The following is a 14,673-nucleotide window of genomic DNA, read 5'->3' as shown; positions in this document are numbered from 1 at the left end:
ACGTACCCTAAACAAACGACATCTTACTAAAGTATCAGGAGTCAAATACCATGAAAGGCACAAACGAAATCAACCCAGCAGAATTCAACGGTAACGGCAAAGGCAAAGCAGTAGCCCTCTTAGAAAAGCCGATCGACGACACCATAGCAAAAAGCCTACCAGTAATCCCCGCGCCAGAAACAGAAGTCAGCGCCCCCGCCGAACTCAAAACCAGCCCAGAAACAGAAATCCAAGCACCCCTGCCGGCGCCGGAAACACCGAAGAAAAAAGCCCCGAAAGCGATAATTTTAGCAGCGCTGGGCATCGGGGCGATCGCCGCGGGCAGCTTTGGCTACAATTATTGGCAATACGCCTCCATCCACCAAGAAACCGAAAATGCCACAGTAGCCGGACACATCCACCAAGTCAGCAGCCGCATCAACGGTACAGTCGGCGAAGTCTTAGTAGAAGATAACCAACAAGTAAAACCGGGCCAACTGCTGATCAAACTCGACCCCCGCGACTACCAAGTTAAACTGCAACAATCCCAAGCAGCCTTAGAAAACGCCCGCCGCCAAGCCGAAGCAGCCCAAGCGAATATTTCCCTAGCCTCTCAAACCAGCCAAGGTAAAACAGCCCAAGCCCAAGGAGATATCGGCACCGCCAACGCTGGCATTTCCACCGCCCAAGCAGCAATTAGGGAAGCCCAACAAGGCGTACCCGCAGCCGAAGCTGCTGTCGCTCAAGCTGAAGCCGGCGTACCCGCAGCGCAAGCGAAAGTCGCCCAAGCAGAAGCCGGAATTCCCCAAGCTCAAGCTAAAGTGACGGAAGCCGAAGCCGGAATTGCCGCAGCGCAAGCTCAGTTAGTGCAAGCGCAAGCTAATCTTGTGAAAACGCAAGCAGATTATAAACGGTACGAAAGTTTGCAGCAAGAAGGTGCGATCGCCGGCCAGCAATTAGACGCAGCGAGAGCCGCCTACGAAGTCGCCCAAGGCCAAACCACCGCAGCCCAACAAGGAATTGCCCAAGCTAGAGCCAGGTTAGCCCAAGCCAAGGAAGGCGTAACCGCAGCGATCGCAGCAGTAGCCCAAGCTCAAGAAGGAGTAAAGCAAGCTGAAGCTCAAGTCGCGCAAGCCAAAGTCGGCATCGCCAGCGCCCAAGCTAAAGTCGCTGTAGCCCAAGAAGGAATCAGCACCGCCGAAGCCAAACTGGCTGCATCGAAGGGCGGATTGCAACAAGCTCAAGCTACGGGCGAGCAAACTAAGGTCAGTCGATCGCAGTATGATGCTGCTAAGGCTGCGATCGCCCAATCGGAAGCTGCGGTTAAAGACGCTCAACTGCAACTTTCCTACACGAATATCACCGCACCCGCCGCCGGACAAATCGGGCGCAAATCCGTTGAAGTGGGGCAGCGGGTGCAGTCGGGAACTCCGTTAATGGCGATCGTCAGTAACGATTTATGGGTAATTGCTAACTTCAAAGAAACGCAATTAGCAAACATGAAACCAGGCCAAAAAGTAGAAATCAAATTAGATGCTTTTGGTAGCCGCAAATTTGAAGGCCGTCTTGATAGTTTCTCCCCTGCTTCTGGCGCTCAATTCTCCCTATTGCCTCCAGACAATGCAACGGGAAACTTTACCAAAGTAGTGCAGCGGATTCCGGTGAAAGTTGTGTTTGATGCCGACAGTATTAAAGGTTATGAATCGCGAATTGCACCAGGGATGTCTGCTACTGTAAATGTTGAACTGAAATAAAGTCAGGATTTACGCAGGAAATCATGTAACCTCTGCACTGCCATTCCCGTCAAGATGAATGTCGAGCCTGGTATAGAAGTCCCTCTCTCCGATTAAAACCTCATAGTTTGTGGGTGTGTATTGCCAGCCAGCGATTGGTGCGATGGCTTACCAGAAAGAATTGGTTTAAAGCCTCTCTTTTTTAGGGAGAAATTAAAATCAGACGATTCATTACTCCAATCCTCTGACTTCCAGGTAGAGGTCGCTGTCAACTGTCAACTGTCAACTGTCAACTGAATGAAGCCCCACTTCGCGACGACTCACTTTACCTCATCGTACTGGTACCCAATCAGTAATCTGTCGGCTGGCTACACGCGCTTTTTCAGAAAATGGGAGACGAAGGGCGATCGGGCTTTGACTCTCAGACCTGACTCTATTTCTATTTTTTCAGCATAAATCATACTATAATTTTAATTACGAGTATTGTAGAACAGTTTGCTATAATTATTTTAGTCAACGCTAAGAAATCCTAGCCATGACCCAAGCTCCTTCAATCAAAACTGAATATCAAGTAACTGTAAATTATCCAGTCTGGCAAAGAGTTGAGCAAATTGCTGAACAATTCAACTTGTCTGTTTCTGAACTATTGGAACATCTAGCTAAAGGTGAACTGAAAGTTGTTGCTGTTTCAACTAATTCGGAAACACTGAGCGATCGCGAGATTGCCAATTATTTCATTTGGTTAGCCTCGCAATTCGATGTAGAAATAAATGCTTACAAGCTACAAAAACTCGTGTATTACGCTCAAGCTTGGCATTTAGCAATTTATGGCACGCCACTCTTTAATGCGGATTTTCAAGCGTGGGTTCACGGCCCGGTGATTCCTGATTTACTAGAGAAGTATCAAAGCCAATTTAGCTGGGAACCAATTGTAGAAAGAATCGAGCGCCCGAAACTTTCTGAAGAAATCGGGGAATTTCTGGAAGAAGTTGCAGATGCCTATTTGGAGTATGATGATGAAACTTTGGAACGAATGATTTGCGGTGAAATGGCTTGGCTAGAAGCGAGAGGGGATTTGCCCAGAGACGAATCTTGTCATGCCATTATTTCTCAAGAATCGATGAAAAAATATTATTCGGGCCGTGTCAAAGAAGAAACCTCAGTCTAAAATCGTCCCTTCTCAAGGGAAACCGCACGCATAAATATGATACAATACAAACTACGCTCTTTGTAAAAGCCATGTCTCAAGCAACATTAACTGATGTTTCCTTAGATCCAATATTAGAGCGCTTGACGCAACTTGCCCAACTAGAACCTGACTGGGATTCTTATGGTGCATTGCCAGTTTCGCCCGTTGCTTTTGTAAAAGCCTGTCAGTTGCTTATTCATATCAAATACTCTCTTTCGCCTTTAGTTGGCGATCTAATTTTACCCTATGATGCAGCACCAATTGCTAATGGTAGCCTACAACTGGAATGGCGAACCCCACACGACAATCTAGAAGTGGAAATTAAACCTGATATGAGTTTCAGCTATCTACTAATTAAGGGAGAAGGAAACGAGAGAAAATTTGAGGAAAAAAACCAGGTGTCATTATCTGAAGTCCTGAATGTGGTGTCTCAGCTATTGATTCCCTAAGTCAGGATGAGATAATGCTAGAAGAAATTGCAGACAATGATATTCTTTATCGTCGAATTCCTAATGTACATCTCTATGAGGATGGTACTGTAAAATCAGTTGCTTTCCAGGTTAGAGGAAAACCTGATAACAGTATCTCAGTTGAGTTAGCGAGGCTAACAACTCCCCAAGAAATTTTAGCTCGTGCGAGAAATCCTGACACTACTAAAGTGGGTGTTTTGGTAGCAGGATCTGCCCGTTCTTTAGGCTTCATTATCCGGCATGACCCCTTGGAGGATAATCCAGCTCATTGTCTGATTGAGGGCGAAAACAATAAAGTCAAGTGTAAACTATTGGCTGAGGCTACAACTATTTTAACTTTGCTTGAGTAAAGGCGATCGCACTTTTTGACAAATTGGGATGTAAGGGCGATCGCCCTTTTTTAGAAAATAGGGAGAGGAGTTTTTAAGACTCTATTTCCCACTTCTCTTAGTTAGTAATCTACATCGTAGTTCATCAAGAAATCAACTTGATTCCCCCCATCCCGATATCTCTTTGCGTCCAGTACATTAAACCTAAAAGAGCAAACCCCTTGTGCAAAGAAAGACCTGTTAGGAAAGTCAATATAGTTTTGACCTGTAGAACTGGTGGAAATATCTTTTGACCCAGTAATCTCCTTACCATCGCATAGCCTCGCGCTCCATCTGATAATAGCAGAAGAGTCTGGACTTGTTAGATTTACATAAAACCCAGCTATTCCCCAAGCATTAGAAGGTTTTTGATAGTCCTGATTCTTATTATATGTATCGCAAACTTGATTTACCAGACAGCTACCACGATTTTCTGGAACAGGCCATCGCTCTCCCGCTCGTGCGATTGAACCGAAAGAAAAACTCGATACAACAGTAACAAACAACAAACCCATTTTTAAGCGGTGCATCAGCTTTATTATCTTTATGGTGTCTATTTATAAATTATTTCCTAAATGCCAAAGTTTTTCAAGCCATATAAAGCCATGTTTAGTAGTTTTTTCCCCTCCCAACTAAGTCATAAAAAGTCATATTTAGCTGGTCAAGTTTGAAAAAGTCATATTTAGTTACGCTATAATCAAGTCGAACCCTTGCATCTGCGTGACTAATGGATATTGAAGAAGCCTTAAAGTTTACTGACAATCTAGCTTTAACTACTACGGGAAAACACTTAGATAGTCTGCAAAAAGCTATACTGCGCGGCGCTTGGGACAATCAAAAATATAAAGAAATTGCACAGGAACACCACCGCTCAGAGAAATATGTTAAAGAAGTTGGTTTCAAATTATGGAAACTTCTATCAGTTGCATTAGGCGAGGAACAAGTATCTAAAGCAAATTTTAGAGCAAAGCTGGAAAATTTACAAGTTTCCAATGTCTCACTCGTCGGGAATGGCTGTATTCATATTCGTAACATCTCCGCAGATACTTTTTACTCTCCCAAAGTCTCACAACCTGCACCGCAAGACAAGGATAAATTTCATGAAAAAACTAGCAATTCCGAACCTAAAATACATTTAGACTTATCCGACGCACCAGAACCCAACCTATTCTATAACCGCACATCCGAACTCTCCACCCTCGAAAACTGGATTTCAAGCCGCACCCGTCTCGTCACCATCCTCGGCTTATCAGGTATTGGCAAAACCGCGCTGACACTCCAACTAATCCCACAAATTCAACACGAATTCGATCGCATTATTTACCGCAGTTTCCGCAACTCCCCACCCCTGGCATCACTCCAAACCGACTTAATTCAATTCTGTAGGGGCGGTGCCCCCGTGCCCGCCCCCTCCCCCGAAGAAAGGGCAACCACGGGGGGATTGCCCCTACTAGAATATCTGCGATCGCACCGCTGTCTGATCGTACTCGATGATATCCAAACCATCTTCAGCAGCCAACAACTCGCAGGCCACTACCAACCAGGCTATGAAAATTACGGCACATTCTTCAAACAAATAGCCGAGTCATCCCACAACAGTTGCCTCATCCTCCTGAGTTGGGAAAAACCCAGAGAAATAGCCGCTTTAGAAGGCGAAAACCGCCCCTGTAAATCGCTGCAACTCAACGGTTTAGGCCCCGAAGCACAAGAAATATTCAGAGAAAAAGGTTTAGCAGAACCGGAGAAATGGTCAGAACTAATCGACCTTTACCGAGGCAATCCCTTATGGTTAAATATAATTGCCACATTGATTCAAGACTTATTCGGCGGCAGCGTTTCCGAATTCTTATCCTATGATACCCTATTCTTAGGTGACTTAGAATCACTATTGGAGCAGCAGTGCGATCGGCTAACCGAACCAGAAAAACAAGTGATATCCTCGTTAGCTAGTGAAGCCGCACCAGTTGAAATATCAAAAATTTCAGCCCATCTCGAATTATCGCCATCAGCATTATTACAAGCTGTGCAATCCTTGGGACGGCGTTTATTAATTGAAAAAATTAAACAAGGTCAGAAAACACTTTTCACACTCCAGCCTGTATTGATTGAGTATCTGAAAAACCAGCATTAATAACTGACTGAGTTGGCGATTAACTAAATCTATCAATAAACATATCGGGAGTAATAATTTCTACTGTCCTAAAAGGATTTAATATCAACAAATCCATATCCCCCGTAACAATTATATTGGCATTACCACTAACAGCCAACTCTAAAAACTTATTATCTTTTTCATCTCGACACACTGCGATTTTTTCGGTAATAGAGACTAACTGAGAAGAACTGATAAATTTCAGCAAAAATACCTTTCTGTCCTCTAAAGAAAGATACTTGTTAAACTTTTGACGATTCAGAACTTGCTCTAATTCTTTTAAAGTCGCTTCAGAATATAAAATTATTCCTTGTTTTTCTGCCAATTCGATCGCCCGAAATGGTACTGAGGTTTTAAAAAGCAAAGCACTGATTAAAACATTAGTATCGATCGCAAATCTATTCGTCATTATCGGCTAAAATCTCCTGTAATATTTCTGGTGTCAAGCCGCGCTGTTGTGCTTTATCAGAAATTTCTGCCATTACCTCTGTTAAAGTTTTGTTGTGTAAATTTTCTCTCAAAAACAATTGAATGATCGAGCTTAACTGTTTCTGAGTCTCAGGAGTAGCCCCTTCAAACGCCTTCTTAATATCTTCATCAACTTGAATTGTAATTGTTGTCATAACTAAAAAAATAAAAACTTAATAAGAAAACAATTTCTTGCTTAAATTTATTGTATCACAGGGTGTGAAGTTCAATTTCTAGGAAGAGCCCATATCCCTCAGCTTGCGCCATGCTATCAGCCAAATCTGCCTCAATGCGCTTACGTGCGATTCACGCTCGGGATAGCTTCGCCGATCGCACATCCGAACTCACCAGCCTCAAACTGTACTATACTATAGAGCGTCGCGGTTGCGACCATCGCTCACGAGCATCCCGATCGCACTCCGATGCAGAGTAAATCTAAAATCTAAAATCGACTAATCTATTACTTACTATAGTCAGGAACTCAGGGCTGAAGCCACTGAGCTTGTAAGAAATTACAAGCTATTCTGACGGGCCTAAGTCTTAACTGACTACGTTATTTGAGTCACGACACCGGGCGAATGCGAAGCTAGTCCCTTGCTCTGTCATCTGCAATTAAACAGTTTTAAAGTCACTGAAACAGTGTTGCAGGTCTAAAAAGCTCTTATAACCTTGGCGAAGCTAACATTACCCGAAAGGGATTCGGAGACAACCATATCTCCACAGAGGGGCAACCATACCCCTCTACCCCGCAAGGGGGATTCAAGGCGATTGAAATCGCCGGGTCGTTTTCCTCTCAGGTCTAAAGACTCGCTCGTTTCCCACTTACCGAGTGTTTTTATGAAAATTGCCACCTGGAACGTCAACTCAATTCGCACCCGCCTCGAACACGTTACTAGCTGGTTGCAAACCAACCAAATCGACGTTCTCTGCTTGCAAGAAACCAAAGTTACAGACAAAGACTTTCCCCTGCAACCCTTCCTCGACATCGGCTACAACTGCTACATCTCCGGTCAAAAATCCTACAACGGCGTCGCTATTTTTAGCCGATCGCCCCTGTCACAAGTCAGCGCCGGATTTGCCCCCATTCTCGGCGACGCAACCGTCGGCAGCTTCGACGAACAAAAGCGCCTCATAGCCGGGGTTATAGACGATATTTGCATCATTTCCGTATACGTTCCCAACGGTTCCGAGGTTGGTTCCGAGAAGTATCAATACAAACTGCATTGGCTCAAACTGCTGCAAGAATACCTGAAAATAGCACTAGACAAATCGCCCAACCTGTGCATTTGTGGCGACTTCAACATCGTACCGGACGATCGAGATATATACAATCCCAAAGCTGCTGCAAACTCCGTTGGCCTATCAATACCCGAACGCCAAGCATTAACAGAAATCACCGAATTAGGATTAAGCGACCCCTTTCGCAAATTCACCTCAGAAGGCGGACATTATAGCTGGTGGGACTATCGCGCCGCCGCATTTCCCCGCAACAACGGCTGGAGAATCGACCACCATTATCTCAGCCCTCCCCTCTACGAAAAAGCCAAAAACTGTACAATAGATATTGCTCCCAGAAAATTAGTCAAACCCAGCGATCACACCCCCGTAATTGTCGAAATTTGAATTATAAGTTATAAATAAAACTCAGGTCAAAAACCCTGTTTCTAAGCTGTTGTACATTTAAATTATGGGCAAATCATCAATCATAATATTGTGGAATGGGCTTCTAGCCCGTTCCAAATATACCATTTAAATGCGCGACAGCTTATCCTAAATCTTAGGTTTAACAACCAGAGATTTAAGAAACTGGGTTTCTCAAACCCCTTGCAGAAGATTCCTTCTTCAATCCGTTAAATCCGCTACAAAATCCGTTGCCGAACTTTCTTCTTCCATAACAACCAACCAACAAAAATCATGTTCTTAGTAACTGGAGCAACAGGCCCACTAGGCCGCCGAATAGTACGAAAAATCAGACAGCAAGACAAACCTGTCCGCGCATTTGTTCGCCTCGCTTCTCGCTATTCAGAACTAGAAAACCGAGGCGCCGAAATTTTTATCGGCGACTTGAAACAAGACAAAGATATCAAAAAAGCTTGCCAAGGAGTGCAATACATCATCAGCACCCACGGCACCGGCGGCGACGTACAAGCAGTACACTACCGCGCCAACATAGAACTGATCGACTGCGCCAAAGAAGCGGGAGTGCAGCACTTTGTCTTTCTTTCGGTACTCGGAGTCGATCGCGGATACGAAGATTCAGCAGTATTCAAAGCCAAGCGAGAAGTCGAAAAATACCTGCAAAACAGCGGATTAAATTATACCATTTTGCGGCCAGCCGGTTTTGCTTCCAGCTTGTTACCGCTAGCAGAAAGATTTCGAGAAACCGGACTTTACCTGCTGATTGGCGACGGCAAAAACCGCACCTCTGTTGTCAGTACCGACGACTTAGCAAAGATTTCCGTAGACTCGCCAACAGTAGAAGGTGCGCGCAACCAAATTTTACCAGTCGGCGGCCCCGATGTGCTGACCAGAGACGACATTGCCCGCATTTTCGGACGCTTGTTCAATCGCGAACCCGTGGTAATCAACCCGCCGTTGATGGTATTTGACGGCTTGCGAAATGCCTTGGGTTTGTTGAATCCTCAAGCTCAAAAAGGCTTGGGAACTTTGCGGGTATTGCTGGGTAACGAGTTTTTCTGCACTCCCGAAGAAGTGCAAAAATTGGAGTTAATCTACGGCATCAGAATGGAATCCCTAGAAAGCTTTTTGCGGCGCAATTTGAGCGTTTAAAAGACTGGTTCGCAGTTGCGCTTATTTCTCGTTACCAGGCAGAGCCTGGTAATGAATATCCAGAGGCTCTGCCTCGAAATTGCTGCGGAATATCCGATTTACTTTAACAATCGGGATGACAGGATTTGAACCTGCGACCCCCTCGTCCCGAACGAGGTGCGCTACCAAGCTGCGCTACATCCCGAAATTAGTCAATAGATTTTTAAGATATCACATTTAAGTCAAAACTTAGCCACCTCCTAGTATAATGTTTTGTAAAACACTACTCAGACGGAGGCAGGCGTGACAGTTAAGCCCCAGTGGTTGCGAGTTAAAGCCCCCCAATGGGAGCGCGTCGGCAACGTCAAAGAAATTTTGCGGGATTTATCCCTGAATACGGTTTGCGAAGAGGCTTCGTGTCCGAACATCGGCGAATGCTTCAACGCAGGTACTGCTACATTTTTGATTATGGGGCCGGCTTGTACCCGCGCCTGTCCTTACTGCGATATCGATTTTGAGAAAAAGCCCCAAGCTTTAGATCCGACGGAACCCCAAAGATTGGCGCAGGCGGTGCAGCGACTCAAACTCAATCACGTTGTGATTACTTCTGTTAACCGCGACGATTTGCCGGATGGGGGCGCGTCTCAGTTTGTCGAGTGCATTCAAGCTGTACGATCGACAATGCCCGATACAACTATAGAAGTTTTGATTCCCGACTTGTGCGGCAACTGGCAAGCTTTAGAAATTATTCTCGCAGCCCGGCCCGAGGTACTCAACCACAATACCGAAACCGTAAAGCGACTTTACCGCAAGGTGCGGCCGCAAGGAAAGTACGATCGCAGCCTGGAACTATTGCAACGCAGCCGCGAACTCGCACCTGGGGTTTACACCAAATCCGGGATTATGGTGGGACTGGGGGAAACAGATGCCGAAATTCGGGAGGCGATGCAGGACTTGCGGGCTGTTGGCTGCGATATTTTGACCCTGGGACAGTACCTGCAACCGACTCAAAAGCACTTGAACGTTGAAAATTTTGTGCCGCCGGAACAGTTTGATGCTTGGAGAAAGTTTGGCGAATCTTTGGGATTCTTGCAAGTTGTCGCTTCTCCCTTAACTCGCAGTTCCTATCACGCCGAACAGGTGAGAGAATTGATGAAACTTTACCCGCGCTAGTAATTTAAGTTTAACTGAACTGGCGCGAGAGAGAATGATTGTCACTCAAACTCGATCGGGTAACAGCATTGTTAAACAGTTGACAGTTGACAGTTGACAGTTGAGTGCGAAGTGATAAGAACGGAGATTTAAACTCCGCTCTTATCACAATCTGCCGACCTGAGTAAGGGCTTCAAACCCATGCTATTCGGTGACAATTTAACCTAGGGAAGCATTTGCTCCTCAGCAATTATACTTACAGCTTGCTCTAATTTTGGGTGAAAAACTGAGATTTAGGCGATCGATATAGCTGCAAGCTTCCCTAACGTCCGGAGTGCCATATCGATCGCCCCTCGCCCCCAAATTGCGAATTTTACACTCCTAAAAAAACAGTTTTTTCGGTAATCTTACTGATTGACAAATGCAATGCCATTCTTGACTTTTCACCAATAGGTAACGGCGAGGAAAAACCTACGCTTTCTGTGCCAGCGGGAGTTCAAAAGACCCGGTTTTTGATGCCGATCATATTGGGTGAGGTTAAATGGGAAGCCCCAGCCAACACCAAAAAAGTTATAGATCGATCGCCACATCCAACTCCCAACCTACGCCAAATACATCGATTAACCGGGTTTTTTCCTGGAATTCCTGGGTTGAAATGCCGAATTTTTGTCAGGAAACCCGGTTTTTCCCTTAACTGCCAACTCGATAAGGGAGACTCAAAAAACCATGAATCTCATATGGTGCAAGGGATTAAGCTTCCTATGAGCTGTGGGGTATTTAATCAAGAACCCCGAATTATATAAAGTTTTATTAAAAAAATCCCTATTTTGGCGAAGTGATCGGGAACGAGGTTATTGGTGATGAAGATTAACTTAACTTCTGACCTTGGTCACTTGTTTATAGCCAGTCTCTATCTATACTAGCTATATAAACAAAGAAGTACAACGCACTTTTCGGGGCTTCAAACTGTTACATCAGAAAGTTCTTAGCGTTTTCCCGAATCTTGGTAAAACAAGTGGGGCAGCCAAAGCTCGATCTCTCCAACAGCACAAAAGTCAGAAAAGTTAGTAAAGAAACAAACAGCGGTGATGCTTCGTCTTAACAAAGTGGGCATCATAATTATAAATAACCGCTAAGCGTAGCATCTTTTCACCCGGAGCCATTGAGAAAATCACTATGCCAGCCACCTCTTTTTACGCTCAAGCTGAATTCGACGAACAACTGCGAGTCAATCCCTTGCAAGATGTAGATGTGTTGGATGAAGATGCTGAAGAAGCTGGAGACGAACCCATCGACCAAGACTCAGCAGAGACTGAAGATGCAGACACAGCATCCAAATTGCAAAAAAACGCTAGCCGCCGCACTACAGATTTAGTGCGCCTGTACTTACAGGAAATCGGTCGGGTGCGTCTCTTGGGTAGAGACGAAGAAGTCTCCGAAGCTCAAAAAGTTCAGCGCTACATCAAATTGCTGGAATTGCGCAACACCGTCGCTTCCCAGGAAGAAGGGCTGATTCAAAGCTTCGTGCATTTAATAGAAGTGCGCGATCGCCTGTCTGCACAATTGGGACACAAACCTTCCCTGGAACGCTGGGCATTAACCGCAGGCATCAGTGACGTGCCAGAACTCAAGCGAATTATGGCCGAAGGCAAGCGCCAGTGGGCAGAATTGGCCGAGATGACGGTAGAGGCGATCGAAAAAATTCAAGCTGAAGGCATCGAAGCTAAAGACCACATGATTAAGGCGAATTTGCGCCTGGTGGTTTCCGTGGCAAAAAAATATCAAAATCGCGGTTTAGAATTGCTCGATTTAATACAAGAAGGTACTCTCGGACTGGAACGAGCTGTCGAAAAGTTCGACCCGACACGGGGCTATCGGTTTAGCACATACGCCTACTGGTGGATTCGCCAGGGAATCACGCGGGCGATCGCGACTCAAAGCCGCACCATCCGCCTCCCCGTCCACATCACCGAAAAACTTAACAAAATCAAGAAAGCCCAGCGCAAAATATCTCAAGAAAAAGGTCGCACAGCTACGATCGAAGATATCGGCGTCGAATTGGACATGACTGCCGCTCAAGTTCGGGAAGTATTGCTGCGAGTTCCTCGCTCTGTTTCTCTGGAAACTAAAGTGGGCAACGAAAAAGATACAGAGTTGGGCGACTTACTCGAAACCGACAGCATCTCGCCAGAAGAAATGCTGATGCGAGAAGCTCTGCACCGCGACTTGCAACAATTGTTGGCAGATTTGACTAGCCGCGAACGAGATGTTATTCTGATGCGCTTTGGTTTGGGCGACGGACACCCCTACTCGTTGGCAGAAATCGGTCGAGCTCTGGACTTGTCCCGCGAGCGAGTCCGCCAAATTGAAGCCAAAGCTTTGCAAAAACTCCGCCAACCCAAGCGTCGCAACCGCGTGCGCGACTATCTTGAGTCTCTGACTTAAATTAGCTGGTGTGCATTTACTGACAAATAGGGTTTAAAGCCTCGTCCTTCTTATAGGACGGCTTTCATCATAGGGTATGTATTGTGGATGCGCGAGATCTAAAAATCCGGTCTCAACTCTAGAATCCCAAAACAATCCTATAGGTTGAGGCATCAACCTATAGGGCTAGGCAATATCAAACAAGCGATGCTTGCTTTGTCTGTTTGAATCCAGAATCCCGATTCCTCAAGGTTCGGGAGTATGTCAGTGTATTGGTAATGTCCGTTTCTGGATCTAGGTAGAAGGCAGAAGACAGAAAGCATAAAGCAGAAGAAAAAATTATTACTTCTACACGATTTCTCTGTCTAATTACTAGAAACACGAATATTGGAGTATATTGGGGTAAGTCAATAGATCGGCTTTGCAACTTGATTTGAAAATCAGAGTTCAACAAACATCTCAGGTCGAAAGATGCTAAAACCTCAAAAAGGATTTTCCATTGCCACTAAGTCAGTCAAGGCGAAATTGCTTCGTTCTGGTTTTGATATGCAGCCAACTAAGGCAGCCTATAACGAGATAGTTCATTTCTATTTCCTACTAATTGCCGAAGCTCCTCAAGGCATCCTGACAAAAGAAAATGGAGGCTGGCGTTACTACGAGCTACTCACGGCTAATCATCCTTTCGTAAAAGGCTTTCCTTCTGGGATGAAGAGAGCAGCCATCAGGCAAGCAATTGGTGCTTAATAAAAGCTGGAATTCAACCTATCAAAAATGGTTGAATCGCCCAAAAAGGCTCAAGCACCACAAGCCACCGCTCCATCAAGGAGCGTTTAACTTTAACCCTCAGTACGATGCTGGGATGTGGAAAGAGGATGATGGTTTTTCTATTGTTCTAAAGATGCTGGTAGGCGATTCATGGAAGTGGATAAAACATCAGTATCAATGCCCTGACGTTCCGACCCAATGGGTAAAAGGCTCCCCTAGAGTGCAGGTTCAAAACGGTTCTTTGTGGATAGTTTTTCCACTTGAAAAATACGTTCCTGCTACGGGTGGCATCAAAGGAATCATGGCAAAAAGCACGTTTCGGACCTGCGGAATTGACATGGATCTCGACAAGTTCATCGTCATTGCTAGCATCCTAGAAACCAACGACAGAGGCGAAACGACTGAAGTCGCTAGACATTTCATTAACCAGTCGCGTCATGTAGCTCGTAGGAAGCGGAATCTAGGAAATATCGCCATCAAAATGGGCAAAACGGGAATCATTTCCCGTGGCTTTGCTAAAAAAGCATGGGACTCTTTATCTGCTGTGGAAATTGAATATTCAAGAGCCGTATCCCGCGAGCTTGTTGAGTTGGCCAATCATTGGCGGGCAAATGTGATTAGCTTTGAGCATCTGGGAAATTTGCGACCCAAACGCGGGAAATATTCAAGACGCTCAAATCAAAAACGTGCTTACTGGTTGAAAGGCAAAATCTATGAACAAGTCAAACGAATTGCTTATCAAGATTATGCAATTCTCACAACTCGCGTTAGTCCGATGAATACGAGCCGTCTTACCCCTTGGGGCGAGCCTGTCTGGAGAGGATGCAAATTCCCTTCAAGCCCGACTGAGTTTGATAGCTATCGACCGGGGGCTGCATTAGTAGCAACTGTGGATGGGTACAAAGCTCATAGTGGTTTAAATGCCGCTCGTAATGTGGCTCTAAAAGCAATTAAGCGCCATCTTTCAGAGGTGATGCTTCATCAAAAAAGCCTACAGCAGTAATGCTTGAGGTGTGCAATTAAACTAGAACGGTGTTTGGCGACTACCACTTTAATTGTACGAGGCTTGGGTAAACTGCCTAAAAATTCCTTTCCACTACGCTCTATTTGGTTGGGCTAGCCCCACAAACTGAAGGAAGCGACTACGGAGGAGTTGAAAAAGTGAACTATAGGTGGAATGTTGTGATTTATTCCAATTTACTCC

The 14,673-nt window shown here is 45.2% G+C and carries 15 protein-coding genes and 1 tRNA gene; 12 read left to right on the top strand and 4 right to left on the bottom strand.

What is annotated here, in order from left to right; all coding sequences use genetic code 11:
- Nucleotides 1-50: 50 nt before the first annotated feature.
- The 4 genes from JGK22_RS22345 to JGK22_RS22330 all read left to right on the top strand — a co-directional run bounded on the left by JGK22_RS22345 (nt 51) and on the right by JGK22_RS22330 (nt 3,721).
- The gene (locus JGK22_RS22345) at nt 51-1,733 is read left to right on the top strand and encodes an efflux RND transporter periplasmic adaptor subunit (RefSeq protein WP_293313704.1); all 1,683 of its coding nucleotides are present in this window, start codon (nt 51-53) and stop codon (nt 1,731-1,733) included.
- 514 nt (nt 1,734-2,247) lie between these two features.
- Nucleotides 2,248-2,880 carry a type II toxin-antitoxin system antitoxin SocA domain-containing protein gene (locus JGK22_RS22340; protein WP_293218566.1) on the top strand — a complete coding sequence of 211 codons (633 nt, stop codon included), beginning with the start codon at nt 2,248-2,250 and terminating at the stop codon, nt 2,878-2,880.
- Nucleotides 2,881-2,951: 71 nt separating this feature from the next.
- Complete coding sequence (locus JGK22_RS22335) at nt 2,952-3,350, top strand: hypothetical protein (protein WP_293193266.1); 399 nt, start codon at nt 2,952-2,954, stop codon at nt 3,348-3,350.
- Nucleotides 3,351-3,364: 14 nt separating this feature from the next.
- Nucleotides 3,365-3,721, top strand: a complete 357-nt coding sequence (locus JGK22_RS22330; protein ID WP_293197381.1) for a hypothetical protein — start codon at nt 3,365-3,367, stop codon at nt 3,719-3,721.
- Nucleotides 3,722-3,822: 101 nt separating this feature from the next.
- On the opposite strand, the gene JGK22_RS22325 is transcribed toward JGK22_RS22330, so the two are convergent.
- Nucleotides 3,823-4,269 carry a hypothetical protein gene (locus JGK22_RS22325; RefSeq protein WP_293197383.1) on the bottom strand — a complete coding sequence of 149 codons (447 nt, stop codon included), beginning with the start codon at nt 4,267-4,269 and terminating at the stop codon, nt 3,823-3,825.
- Nucleotides 4,270-4,466: 197 nt separating this feature from the next.
- Here JGK22_RS22325 and JGK22_RS22320 point away from each other — a divergent pair, with 197 nt between their 5' ends.
- A complete protein-coding gene (locus JGK22_RS22320) occupies nt 4,467-5,870 on the top strand; it encodes an NB-ARC domain-containing protein (RefSeq protein ID WP_293218563.1) in 1,404 nt (467 codons plus the stop codon).
- 19 nt (nt 5,871-5,889) lie between these two features.
- On the opposite strand, the gene JGK22_RS22315 is transcribed toward JGK22_RS22320, so the two are convergent.
- Nucleotides 5,890-6,300 (bottom strand): putative toxin-antitoxin system toxin component, PIN family, encoded by a 411-nt coding sequence (locus tag JGK22_RS22315; protein WP_293197387.1) that lies wholly within the window; start codon nt 6,298-6,300, stop codon nt 5,890-5,892.
- A complete protein-coding gene (locus JGK22_RS22310; protein ID WP_293193522.1) occupies nt 6,290-6,514 on the bottom strand; it encodes a hypothetical protein in 225 nt (74 codons plus the stop codon). Before JGK22_RS22310 ends, JGK22_RS22315 begins: the two co-directional genes overlap by 11 nt.
- A 110-nt stretch (nt 6,515-6,624) precedes the next feature.
- On the opposite strand from JGK22_RS22310, the gene JGK22_RS22305 reads away from it, so the two are divergent.
- The 3 genes from JGK22_RS22305 (at nt 6,625) to JGK22_RS22295 (ending at nt 9,149) form a co-directional block, all read left to right on the top strand.
- Complete coding sequence (locus JGK22_RS22305) at nt 6,625-6,792, top strand: hypothetical protein (protein ID WP_293182922.1); 168 nt, start codon at nt 6,625-6,627, stop codon at nt 6,790-6,792.
- Nucleotides 6,793-7,196: 404 nt separating this feature from the next.
- A complete protein-coding gene (gene xth / locus JGK22_RS22300; RefSeq protein ID WP_293218558.1) occupies nt 7,197-7,982 on the top strand; it encodes an exodeoxyribonuclease III in 786 nt (261 codons plus the stop codon).
- Between the two features lie 291 nt (nt 7,983-8,273).
- On the top strand, nt 8,274-9,149 hold the full coding sequence (locus JGK22_RS22295) for an SDR family oxidoreductase (RefSeq protein WP_293313701.1): 876 nt from the start codon (nt 8,274-8,276) through the stop codon (nt 9,147-9,149).
- 110 nt (nt 9,150-9,259) lie between these two features.
- Here JGK22_RS22295 and JGK22_RS22290 read toward each other — a convergent pair.
- Nucleotides 9,260-9,333 (bottom strand) — tRNA-Pro (locus JGK22_RS22290).
- Between the two features lie 98 nt (nt 9,334-9,431).
- Here JGK22_RS22290 and lipA point away from each other — a divergent pair.
- The 4 genes from lipA to JGK22_RS22270 all read left to right on the top strand — a co-directional run bounded on the left by lipA (nt 9,432) and on the right by JGK22_RS22270 (nt 14,472).
- Nucleotides 9,432-10,301, top strand: a complete 870-nt coding sequence (gene lipA / locus JGK22_RS22285) for a lipoyl synthase (protein WP_293313698.1) — start codon at nt 9,432-9,434, stop codon at nt 10,299-10,301.
- 1,155 nt (nt 10,302-11,456) lie between these two features.
- The gene (sigC, locus tag JGK22_RS22280) at nt 11,457-12,725 is read left to right on the top strand and encodes an RNA polymerase sigma factor SigC (protein WP_293182930.1); all 1,269 of its coding nucleotides are present in this window, start codon (nt 11,457-11,459) and stop codon (nt 12,723-12,725) included.
- Between the two features lie 450 nt (nt 12,726-13,175).
- Nucleotides 13,176-13,448: a hypothetical protein gene (locus JGK22_RS22275; protein ID WP_293218552.1), complete on the top strand. Its 273-nt coding sequence runs from the start codon at nt 13,176-13,178 to the stop codon at nt 13,446-13,448.
- Complete coding sequence (locus tag JGK22_RS22270) at nt 13,441-14,472, top strand: hypothetical protein (protein ID WP_293313695.1); 1,032 nt, start codon at nt 13,441-13,443, stop codon at nt 14,470-14,472. Before JGK22_RS22275 ends, JGK22_RS22270 begins: the two co-directional genes overlap by 8 nt.
- The last annotated feature ends 201 nt before the right edge of the window (nt 14,473-14,673 follow it).

The organism is Microcoleus sp. PH2017_08_TRC_O_A, from assembly GCF_020738665.1.
Classification (GTDB): Bacteria; Cyanobacteriota; Cyanobacteriia; order Cyanobacteriales; family Microcoleaceae; genus Microcoleus.
This window is presented reverse-complemented; position numbering and strand designations above follow the sequence as displayed.

Bases quoted from the DNA above. Each gene is read 5' to 3' on its own strand.
- JGK22_RS22305 (WP_293182922.1), top strand. From the start codon at position 6,625: ATGCTATCAGCCAAATCTGCCTCAATGCGCTTACGTGCGATTCACGCT.
- JGK22_RS22345 (WP_293313704.1), top strand. From the start codon at position 51: ATGAAAGGCACAAACGAAATCAACCCAGCAGAATTCAACGGTAACGGC.
- JGK22_RS22310 (WP_293193522.1), bottom strand. From the start codon at position 6,514: ATGACAACAATTACAATTCAAGTTGATGAAGATATTAAGAAGGCGTTT.
- JGK22_RS22315 (WP_293197387.1), bottom strand. From the start codon at position 6,300: ATGACGAATAGATTTGCGATCGATACTAATGTTTTAATCAGTGCTTTG.
- JGK22_RS22275 (WP_293218552.1), top strand. From the start codon at position 13,176: ATGCTAAAACCTCAAAAAGGATTTTCCATTGCCACTAAGTCAGTCAAG.
- sigC (WP_293182930.1), top strand. From the start codon at position 11,457: ATGCCAGCCACCTCTTTTTACGCTCAAGCTGAATTCGACGAACAACTG.
- JGK22_RS22335 (WP_293193266.1), top strand. From the start codon at position 2,952: ATGTCTCAAGCAACATTAACTGATGTTTCCTTAGATCCAATATTAGAG.
- JGK22_RS22340 (WP_293218566.1), top strand. From the start codon at position 2,248: ATGACCCAAGCTCCTTCAATCAAAACTGAATATCAAGTAACTGTAAAT.
- xth (WP_293218558.1), top strand. From the start codon at position 7,197: ATGAAAATTGCCACCTGGAACGTCAACTCAATTCGCACCCGCCTCGAA.
- JGK22_RS22320 (WP_293218563.1), top strand. From the start codon at position 4,467: ATGGATATTGAAGAAGCCTTAAAGTTTACTGACAATCTAGCTTTAACT.
- JGK22_RS22330 (WP_293197381.1), top strand. From the start codon at position 3,365: ATGCTAGAAGAAATTGCAGACAATGATATTCTTTATCGTCGAATTCCT.
- JGK22_RS22295 (WP_293313701.1), top strand. From the start codon at position 8,274: ATGTTCTTAGTAACTGGAGCAACAGGCCCACTAGGCCGCCGAATAGTA.
- JGK22_RS22325 (WP_293197383.1), bottom strand. From the start codon at position 4,269: ATGCACCGCTTAAAAATGGGTTTGTTGTTTGTTACTGTTGTATCGAGT.